10 protein-coding genes are annotated in these 10,355 nt (G+C 42.1%); 7 read left to right on the forward strand and 3 right to left on the reverse strand.

All coding sequences use genetic code 11. From position 1 onward, the window contains the following. Window positions 1-105: 105 nt before the first annotated feature. Window positions 106-1,017 (reverse strand): hypothetical protein, encoded by a 912-nt coding sequence (locus tag JEY82_RS17225; RefSeq protein WP_304087887.1) that lies wholly within the window; start codon window positions 1,015-1,017, stop codon window positions 106-108. Window positions 1,018-1,144: 127 nt separating this feature from the next. On the opposite strand from JEY82_RS17225, the gene JEY82_RS17230 reads away from it, so the two are divergent. The 6 genes from JEY82_RS17230 (at window position 1,145) to JEY82_RS17255 (ending at window position 7,553) form a co-directional block, all read left to right on the forward strand. Beyond that, window positions 1,145-1,975 carry a hypothetical protein gene (locus JEY82_RS17230; protein ID WP_304087889.1) on the forward strand — a complete coding sequence of 277 codons (831 nt, stop codon included), beginning with the start codon at window positions 1,145-1,147 and terminating at the stop codon, window positions 1,973-1,975. Between the two features lie 423 nt (window positions 1,976-2,398). After that, entirely contained in the window at window positions 2,399-3,820 is a 1,422-nt protein-coding gene (locus JEY82_RS17235) for an FkbM family methyltransferase (protein WP_304087891.1), read from the forward strand. Window positions 3,821-3,823: 3 nt separating this feature from the next. Beyond that, window positions 3,824-4,591 carry an exodeoxyribonuclease III gene (locus JEY82_RS17240; RefSeq protein WP_304087893.1) on the forward strand — a complete coding sequence of 256 codons (768 nt, stop codon included), beginning with the start codon at window positions 3,824-3,826 and terminating at the stop codon, window positions 4,589-4,591. A gap of 175 nt (window positions 4,592-4,766) precedes the next feature. Further along, window positions 4,767-6,923, forward strand: coding sequence for a methyl-accepting chemotaxis protein (locus tag JEY82_RS17245; RefSeq protein ID WP_304087895.1), 2,157 nt, complete (start codon window positions 4,767-4,769; stop codon window positions 6,921-6,923). A 216-nt stretch (window positions 6,924-7,139) separates the two neighbouring features. Further along, complete coding sequence (locus JEY82_RS17250) at window positions 7,140-7,307, forward strand: hypothetical protein (protein ID WP_304087897.1); 168 nt, start codon at window positions 7,140-7,142, stop codon at window positions 7,305-7,307. A gap of 48 nt (window positions 7,308-7,355) precedes the next feature. Next, entirely contained in the window at window positions 7,356-7,553 is a 198-nt protein-coding gene (locus tag JEY82_RS17255; RefSeq protein ID WP_304087898.1) for a hypothetical protein, read from the forward strand. A 26-nt stretch (window positions 7,554-7,579) separates the two neighbouring features. On the opposite strand, the gene JEY82_RS17260 is transcribed toward JEY82_RS17255, so the two are convergent. Further along, a complete protein-coding gene (locus JEY82_RS17260; RefSeq protein WP_304087900.1) occupies window positions 7,580-7,756 on the reverse strand; it encodes a hypothetical protein in 177 nt (58 codons plus the stop codon). Between the two features lie 171 nt (window positions 7,757-7,927). After that, window positions 7,928-9,247 (reverse strand): malic enzyme-like NAD(P)-binding protein, encoded by a 1,320-nt coding sequence (locus JEY82_RS17265; RefSeq protein ID WP_304087902.1) that lies wholly within the window; start codon window positions 9,245-9,247, stop codon window positions 7,928-7,930. 258 nt (window positions 9,248-9,505) lie between these two features. Between JEY82_RS17265 and JEY82_RS17270 the strand changes: the two genes are divergently transcribed. Beyond that, window positions 9,506-10,276 carry an RNA methyltransferase gene (locus tag JEY82_RS17270; RefSeq protein WP_304087904.1) on the forward strand — a complete coding sequence of 257 codons (771 nt, stop codon included), beginning with the start codon at window positions 9,506-9,508 and terminating at the stop codon, window positions 10,274-10,276. Window positions 10,277-10,355 lie beyond the last annotated feature (79 nt).

Below are 10,355 nucleotides of genomic sequence, written 5' to 3' on the forward strand. Positions count from 1 at the left end.
TGCCTTTCTAGATTTCTTACGACTTTTCATAGTCCACAGAAAAAGCCCCGCTCAGATAGTTTTATCTGAGCGGGGCTTTTTTATGCGTAAAAATTAGCGGAACAATTAATTAACGGTATATGCTCCGCCGGCTTCAACCTTCTGCACTGTAGAATTACTAATGGTGAACCATAAAAATTCGCTGATCCGTGAACCTACTTCATTTTGTTCGCTGTAGTTACAACCCACAAGCCACCCGCTATCTGTGAAATAACAATCTGTACATCGTTCCATCTGCAATGTTTCGGGAAACTCTGAGTTTTCTTTCAGATATTTTTCAACTTCAACATAATATCCGTCTCCGGCTGTTCTTTCAGGCTTTTCTCCAAACTTCTCCAGATCTTTCATGAACGCGTCATACATACTTTTATAACGGTCATATTTGCTTTGATACAGCCCTTCACCCGGATTCAACCGCATCAATTCGGCATAAATATCCATATTGGCTTTATAGTCACGCATTGGAAGGGTCTGCGCTCTAGCGTAAAGCTTTTTTTCCAGCTTTCGCTGGAGCTTCCTGTCATATCCTTTAAGCTCTTTGATATATCTTGAGTTTTCCGGTTCAAGAGAAGCCAGTTGTGAGTAATACTTGGCTAATTCTGAATAATTCCATTTAGATGTATTCTCAATTCTAAATAGCAGATCTTTCTCTGTAGCCAAATGAATAAGAGCTTGAAGCTCATCATTCATAAGATCCTTATTTTTTTCCGCGACCGTAAGAGCCGTTTCAGCATGCCCCGTTTCTATAAGCCGTTTCATGCTGAAAACAACTTTTTCGCGAGCCTTATTCTGCTGTTCTGTAAGGATACGCTCCTGTTCAATACGATTTTGCTCAGCAATACGAGCTCTTTCCTCGGCAAAATTATTCTGCACAGTTATCACACAGAAAATTATTGCAATCAGCGCGATTACACCTGCAATTACAGCAAGCACTACCTTTTTACTCTTAATAAATTCTTTAATTGAGGGAATATTCATACCCGGGAAGATACGGTCAGCAGTTAAGTCCGTCAATAAAAGGAATAATTTTTACGCTTTTTTTTCAAATCAACCTAAACTGATTTAAGCAATAGACCGATATATCCAGCAAGGAAGGAATACGGTTATGCATATCGACGCATCAGCATTAAAAAGTACATACGGAGCACCGAGCTGGCAAAACAGTCAGGCTTCGCTTTTAGGCGGGAGCCGATCTTCCGGCGTGGGAGCGACGCGCCTGAATGTATCGGCCCCTCCTGTAAATACTGCTAACCAATTCGCCGATCTGATCGCTCAAAAGACCGTTGCAACGGAAACTTCAAGCAATAACATTCAAAAGGGTGCTTTGGAGAACGAACCGTCTTCCAAAGACCCTTCTGAGCTTGCCGGAGCCCTTGCAGACGCTTCCGACTTTATCGAAAACAAATTCGGCAAAGACGCCGCCACTGCTTTCAAAGGAATTGTCATAGCTAATTCAGGTGATCAGATTACTGAGGATTCCCTTAGTAACGGATTGTTGAAGTCCATCCAGTTCATTGACCGCAACTTCGGTTTTTCTGCCGGAGATCAGGTGATGGAACATTTCAACTCGAACCTCAACAATGCTATGAACAATCATTTTGAAAACGGCTTGCAGGAACATTTTTTTGCTGCTCAGCCCGGAACTGCCGCGAAGATAAACCTCAGCAATACCTTTGCCCAGTTGAACAGACAATTCGGTGAAGAAACAGCCGATTCCATTAAAAGTATGATTGATCAAGTTCTAAAGACAGAAGGCAACTCTCTAAGTTCCTTTAAAAAAGGACTCGATAAGGCACTCAAAAAAGCTGAAGAACTACACCCCGGCATAACCGCTCAAACAGCCCCGGCTGCGGCGGGTGAATTGTTGGATAAAATCCAAAATACAGGAAATCTCGCGCCTCAGGCAAAAGGGGCCGTGCTGAACCTTTCAGTTTAATTTATACAAAGCTTTAACGACAAAACCCACTCACCCCTGAATACAGACTGTTCAAGCTCCTTTTTTTTTGCTATGAGATTAAGTCTATATTGACAAGCATTACATGGAGGAAACGGATATGATGAGTTTTTTCTGGTTTTTTCTCGGTCTCACTATGACTATTGCAGTCATCGGTTTCATCAAGGCTAGCAGTACTACTGACGAATAGTCTTTGTTCTCATTTACGGGTAACCCCGTTTTATTTTTCCAGAAAGGCCCGCTTTATGCGGGCCTTTCTCATTTATAAATATCGGCCTCATTTAAAAAATACTTTTTCTGCGACGATCTATAATGTAGTAGTTTATTAAGACTCTTAGACAAGCTGGTAAAATAATGAATCAACAAGACATATTAGAGGCACTGAAATCTCATCCCGAGACGTGGATGTCTATTCCAAGTGTATTCAAAAATGAATCAGGTGAGCCTGAATTTAAAATGCTGCTGGCTGAATCGGAAATGGGTGATGCCGGAGTATCTTCCCTACATTTCCGCGAAACAAAAACAGGAGGCTTTGAATACGCTTCCCGAGCTTTCGTTCACGCCCACTTACAACCCGATGACATTTTTATCGATGTAGGTGCTCATTTCGGATTATATACCCTGACCGCGGCGCTTAAATTTCCCGGAAAAATTAAAGTTCTTGCTGTGGAACCACATCCCGCCAACATTAAACGGTTGCGATTGTGGGTCGACTTCAACGAATGCTCGGCCGATGTCACCATAGCAGAATGTGCGGCCTCAGACCATGCCGGATACAGTCTTTTGCGACAGAATTCCTCAATGGGACATAGCCTGATGGATCGTCCCGGCTTAACTGAAAAACTGGACCCGATAAAAGTTGCGCTTGATTCAATAGACCAGATTGCAACCAAAACCGGATTCACTGACTGCGACAACAGAATTTTCCTGAAAATTGATACTGAAGGACATGAACTGCAAACGATTAAAGGAGCTTTAAACCTGCTCAAGACAGGGAGAGTTGCAGTTATTATATGGGAAAAAGGGCATTACCATATGACCCGGCAAGGAATGAACGATTTTGTTGAAATAATGACCATTCTGCGAGACTTAGGGTATGACTCCTTCAGATTCCCTCACGAAGATATGGGAGGTCCGCTGGTCCCTTATGTCGTAAGCCACGAATCATGCAACATCGTAAGCCTTGACCGTTCAATCACTCCTTTACCCGTTTACCATAAACCGTGGATTGCACACTGCACCATGTCTCCATCCATGCGCCCTTCAGTTACAGCTGAAATATTTACGGCTTATACTGAACGGCTTATCAAAGCGAAATCTACCGATTGCGGACGCTGGTCCCGCTGGAACTCCTTATATAATGAACCTGATCTGCGCGCGGGAATAGCCGGACAGTTTGTACCTGAGCACTCTACTGTTCTTGATGCCGGAGCCGGTCTTATGCTTTTACGGGATTACATACCCGAAAAATGTATCTACATCCCGCTTGATATTGTCGCACGAAGCAGAAACTGTATTGTGGCAGACCTGAATCAGCATCAATACCCTGACCGGGAATTTGATGTTGTGACAGCTCTGTTCACCTTGGAATTTCTCCACGCGCCCGCTGAATTTATGAAATGGGCACACGAATCTTGCGAAACTCTCATTTTCACATACTTTACGGCCCAGCCTAATTCTGAAAAAAACCGAAGAATCGCGGGTATTTTTAACGATTTGAACCACACAAATATTCAAAATATGACTCAAAAATCAGGTTGGGAAATTGTAACCGCCATAGGTATATCCTCTGGTCAAATTTGCTACCACTGCAAAAAAAAGGATTAAATAATGAAAATTTACTCTTGGAATGTTAATGGATATCGAGCTATAGTTAAAAAAGATTTTACAGAATGGTTCCAGCAAAGCGATGCAGATGTGGTAATGTTGCAGGAAACTAAAGCCCACCCGGATCAAATACCGGACACTCATCGCGACTACGAAGGGTATGAATCAATCTGGAACTGGTCAAAGGGCAAGAAAGGATATTCCGGCACAGCCTGCTTTTCACGAACACCTTTCCTCTCCTACTCTTTGGGCCTTCCTGATGAACTCTACCAAGGTGAAGGACGTGTAATTCTCATGGAGTATGAACACTTCTACCTGTTCAACATTTATTACCCTAACGGCCAGATGAATGACGGCCGGCTTGAATATAAAATGGGTTTTTATGACTGTTTTCTCGAATATGCAGAAAAACTGCGCAAAAAGAAGCCAATTGTGGTGGGAGGTGATTTTAATACCGCGCACAAAGAAATCGATCTTAAAAACCCTAAAGCCAACTCTGAAAGATCAGGTTTTCTGCCCATTGAGCGGGCATGGTTGGATAAATTTATTGAGCACGGATATATTGATACCTTTAGACTGTTCGAATCTGAAGGCAGCAATTATTCGTGGTGGAGTTACCGCTTTAATGCTCGAAAGAACAATGCGGGTTGGCGGATAGACTACTTCTTCGTATCTGAAGAATTAAACAACAATGTAAAAAAAGCCTGGATAGAACCAAATGTCCTAGGATCCGACCACTGCCCTATTGGAATAGAATTAATTTTCCCTTAAAAACCTGATCAAAAATCTAAATTTCACTTTAATTTTTCAAAAATACAATCTGTTTTAACAAAAACGTGGCCTATTCAGAGAATATATTATAAATAAAACTAAACTAACTTACTAAACTAATTTACTGTTTAATGGTTACTTGAGTTAGAAACAATTGCTCTCCAAGGAGATGGACATGCTGAAAAATTTGCGGATTGGACCCAAAATTGCCATTAGTATGAGTGTTCTCATGATTTTAATTTTCGTAACTTTCACCAGTATTACGGTAACCAAAACCCGACAAATTTCCAGAGATCAAGCGACTGAAATGGCTGAGGAAATGGCTGCCAGATATGGCAATCAAGTAAAAAACAATATTGAAAAAGCCTTGGATGCCGCACTGGCCGGGTCTGCCGCGTTTATGTCTTTTTCCAGTTATGGACATAACCTTGACCGCGAAATGGCTGACCATTTCATACAGCAGCTTACTCTTTCTGATCCTATGTTTTTCGGAACTCAGGTTGTAATGGAACCGAATGCACTTGATGGTCGCGATGCAGAATATAAAGGAACAAAAGCATGGTACGGACCAAACGGTGAATATGGACCGTACTTCTGGCGCGAAAACGGAGCATTAAAAGCCGAAGATCTAATTCAATACAAACCCGGCACAACCCGGGCATGGTACATGGGTCCAAGAGACGCCGGTGGCCCGATCCTGACGGAACCATACTACACAGAAGTAGCTAAAACTAGTATGGCCACTATCAGTGTTCCTATGATCAAAAACGGTCGATTTATCGGTATAGTAGGAATCGACTTCGTCCTTAATGCTTTCCAAAAAATGGTCGACACTATTCGCCCAATGGAAACAGGTTATGCTTTTCTAGCTTCCAACAAAGGATACTGTGTTGCCCACCCCGACAAAAGTCTGATCGGTAAAAACATAACTAACGCATTTCCACAAGATATCCGTGACGAAATATCCTCCACGATTGCTAACGGAAAGCCATTTCATAAAGACATTGTTTCTCCGCTTGACGGAAAAGAATATTTTTTCCTTTTTGAACCTATTATGGTTCAAGGAACAAGCACTCCCTGGGCAATCGGACTCGCCATTCCAACACAAAAAATTTATGCTGAAGCTCAACAGTTCCTTAATATAAGTCTAATCTTATCCGCTGTAGCCATCTGTTTAGTATTAATAGTGGTACTTCTCATCGCCAACAGTGTAGCAAAACCTATCAACAGCATGGTCAAATTCGCGCAGGACATTGCTGACGGAAACTTTGACTCCAAGCCTGACAGCCGTCATTTCGGAGGTGAACTTCTTACCTTATACGACGCATTGTCCAGCATGGTGAAAAGCCTTGTTGAACTGATAGGCACTGCTGAAGAAAAGACACAAGAAGCGGAACGCCAGACACAAGCCGCGCAAGTGGCGCTTAAAGAAGCAAGCGAAGCAAAAGAAGCAGCCGAAAGAGCTAAAGCAGAAGGAATGCTACAAGCTGCAAACCAACTTGAAGGAATTGTGGACCAAGTTACCTCCGCATCCGAAGAGCTTGCATCACAAATCGAAGAATCCAGCAGAGGAACAGAAATTCAGCGCGAACGGACTTCTGAATCAGCAACAGCTATGGAGCAAATGAACGCCTCAGTTCTAGAAGTTGCTCAAAATGCTTCGCAAGCAGCAGAAAGCGCCATGGATGCTAAAGGAAATGCAGAAGAAGGCGGAAGAATCGTCGCGGACGTTGTTTCCTCTATTAATGCAGTAAACTCCGCAACGGAAATCATGGCTGCGGGACTGAATGACCTTGGTACTCAGGCAGAAGGAATCAGTCAGGTCATCACAGTCATCACCGATATTGCAGACCAGACAAACCTGCTGGCTCTGAATGCTGCAATTGAAGCTGCCCGCGCAGGTGAAGCCGGTCGCGGATTTGCAGTCGTTGCCGACGAAGTTCGCAAACTTGCAGAAAAAACAATGCAGGCCACTCATGAAGTAGGACAGGCCGTACACGCCATTCAAGCTGGAACCCGTAAAAGCATTGAAGAAATGAATAGTGCTGCAACTATGGTAACCAAAAGCACCGATCTCGCGGGTAAGGCCGGAGACAGCCTAAACAGCATTGTGGAAATTGTAGATTCAACCGCTGATCAGGTTCGAGCAATAGCCACAGCCAGTGAAGAACAGTCCGCTGCCAGTGAGCAAATCAGTAGAGGAACAGAAGAAGTAAACCGTATCGCCGCCGACACAGCTGAAGCTATGAATCAGTCTAGCCAGGCAGTTGCGGATCTGGCTCGTTTATCCTCTGACCTGCAAGCTCTGATTGAAGACCTTAAAAACGTTTAATTCATATTAAAAAAGAGAGCGGGACTCTTCCCGCTCTCACAAAAATATAACACTTATATTTTGGAAACTTAAGACATTTAAAAAGGCTTCTTCTGAATATCAGAAGAAGCCTTTTTTAATAATTTAATCAAAAAGTACTATTTTTTACTTGAAATTGATTCTCATATTCAGTAAAGCTTGTTTCTAGCGGGAAACAAAAACGAAAGGAGCAACACTATGACTCAGACTACCAGCATTTCATCCATGAATAAAAAATCTTTTTTGAAAAAAGCCTTTAAAGGTTTATCGTCAGATAATACAACCAACCAAAAATCGGAACTCAGTTCAAACCTACCCGTATCAAATAAGCTTAATAGTACCACCGAACAAAAAAACGGTTACTAATAAGTCCGAATTTCTAAACTAATACTTGATTTAATATCGGAGCAGACAATGGCAGATGCTATAAAAGAAGCCGCACGAGTGCGCCGCGAATATGGCTGGAATACGTATTTGATAAAATTCAGAAACTACTACTCTTATACTTTTGACCCGACTCTTTTCCCTAACTTTGAGATAATAGGTGAAGTAAACGAGGAAGGATCAGTTTTTCCGGCTGATAAACGTAAAAAGTCTATATTCGGTAGTTAACTAAAAAGATTGAACTGTACGAATTGTCAGGACTCTTCTTTCTCAAAAACCTGAGCCGTCTGTTCGGCAACTTTCTGAACGATATCCAGAAGTTCTGCAGGAATCAGACTTTTACCTGTCAACAATTCAATAAGTTCTTCTTCTGTAAGACCGGAAGAATTCGCAATGGCAAGTTGTTTTTCTGTTAATTTAATCTGGTTCATAATGTTTAGATTACTTTCATACTCTCTGATTTGCAAAGCATTAGATTGCCCAAAAAAAACGGCCCGATCCTCTTAAAAGAGGGTCGGGCCGTTTTATAAACTTAAATCAAAATCAACCGGCCTGTGTTTTTACAAACAAACGGGCTGATGTTTCAATTAAAACCTTTTTAATTAAAAGTCGTAATTGAAGGATTCGACAACCATGTTGCCGCGAGCCTGAGAAGCTTTAAGGCGTTCTTCAAGTTCAATTTTGTACTGGTCAAGATCAATCTGGATACGGGCGACGCCTGTTTCCATTGCGGCCTTGACGACAGCAGGAGCAACACGTGTCAGAACGCGAGGATCGGTTGGTTTCGGAATGATGTAATCCATACCGAATTCAAGTTTATCGACACCGAATGCGTCACAAATTTCCTGTCCGACTGGCTCTTTTGCAAGAGCTGCAAGAGCATGCGCTGCTGCGAACTTCATTTCTTTATTGATAGTGGTAGCACGGCAGTCCAATGCTCCGCGGAAAATGAAAGGGAAGCAAAGAACGTTATTTACCTGATTGGGGTAGTCGGAACGACCGGTTCCCATGAGGATATCAGGACGAACTTCTTTAACATCAGGATAAGGGATTTCAGGATCAGGATTAGCACAGGCAAAAATAATTGCACCTTCAGCCATGGTCTTAACCATATCTTGATTGATTGCGTCTTTAACAGAAAGTCCAAGGAACATATCTGCACCGACCATACACTCAGCAAGTGAACCTGCGTTTTCTTTCTGAGCAAAATCAGCTTTAAAACCGGTTACGCCAGCGCGGCCTTCATATAGAAGTCCGCGAGAATCAAACATATAAATGTTTTCAGGACGAGCTCCCATAGTCACATATAATGTCGAACAAGCAATTGCCGCAGCTCCGGCACCGGAAACAATAATTTTAATTTCGTCAATTTTTTTGCCGGTAATTTCAAGAGCATTAATAATACCAGCAGAAGAAATAATCGCAGTTCCATGCTGATCATCATGAAAAACAGGAATATTCATTTCTTCAATAAGTCTTCTTTCAATCTCAAAACACTCTGGAGCTTTGATATCTTCGAGGTTGATACCACCGAAGGTAGGCTCAATCATTTTACAAAATTCAATAATTTTTTCAGGATCGGAAGCATCAATGTTCAGATCATAAACATCAACATCAGCGAAAATTTTAAAGAGTACGCCTTTACCTTCCATAACAGGCTTACCCGCTGCAGGACCGATGTTCCCGAGTCCGAGAACTGCTGTTCCGTTAGAAACAACCGCAACAAGGTTTCCTCTGCCTGTATACTTGTAAGATAACTCTTCATCAGCGTGGATCGCACGGCAAGCTTCAGCTACGCCGGGAGAATATGCCATTGAAAGGTCTTTCTGTGTACTACAAGGTTTGATGGAAATTACTTCCAGCTTACCTTTTCTGCCATCACTATGATACTTTAGAGCTTCCTCTTTTGTGAAAAGAGCCATGCCTGAACCTCCATTGAAAGTGTTTTTGATGATTGACTGATCAATTACAGCTATCCTTTTTCTATTGATGAGATTCAAAATGGTCAAGCATTCTTGATAATATTGTAATACTTTCTATTCTGCCCATAAAGTCCACGCATATGATTGTTATACAGTAGACACGAAGAGAAGATAAATTTACTAAGCCACCACTCGCTTCGCTTCTCACGAATGCGATATACACAATTAATAATTTAGTGAGCCCCATTCGGAAATCTTATGTTAAAAAATATCAGTGTCGTACTTTTCAGAACAAAATATCCCGAAAATGTAGGATCAACAGCCCGCGCCATGAAAAACATGGATTGCTCTAACCTTATATTAGTTACTCCGCCACTCTGGAGCATGGATAGAGCCATGCCTCTAGCCACAGCTAAAGCTCATGTCATAGTTGAAAAAGCCCAGATATTCCCGGATTTAAAAACAGCCCTTGCCGGACAGACTAAAGTTTATGGAACCACCGCAAGAACAGGCGGCAGGCGAAAAGGAGTCTTAACACCTGCCACCGCAGCCCCTTTAATTATTCAGCAACTTAAGAACGGGGAAAAGGTTGCGCTTGTTTTCGGGCCCGAAGACAAGGGACTGACAAATAAAGAAACGCAGCTTTGCTCAAGGCTTATAAATATCCCTACAAGCGATGAAAGCAGTTCTCTAAACCTTTCACAGGCCGTTCTTATACTTCTCTACGAATGTTTCAAAGAAGCCCTTGACGCGCCGTTTACTCCTTCAGGTCCGCCGGAAGAACGCCCGACAACATTTGAAGAACAAGAAATTTTGGCTGCAAATTTGCAAGAGACTCTGTTAGCGATTGATTTTTTAAAAGAAGACAATTCTGACTACTGGATGCTTCCGGTCAAAAGATTTATGGCCAGAATTGATATTAAGCGAAATGAGTTTAACTTACTGATGGGAATTTGCAGACAAATCAAATGGATTATTGAAAAATCAAAAAAAATAATTGATAATAAACCAGAACGCCCTTCTCAATAACCCCTGAATTCAACTCGCAAGTGCAACTCTAATGAACTTTGCATAAAGGATAAGCTGCGTTAACTTTACAGCTTCTCCC

The sequence above is a fragment of the Maridesulfovibrio ferrireducens genome, from assembly GCF_016342405.1.
GTDB lineage: Bacteria > Desulfobacterota > Desulfovibrionia > Desulfovibrionales > Desulfovibrionaceae > Maridesulfovibrio > Maridesulfovibrio ferrireducens_A.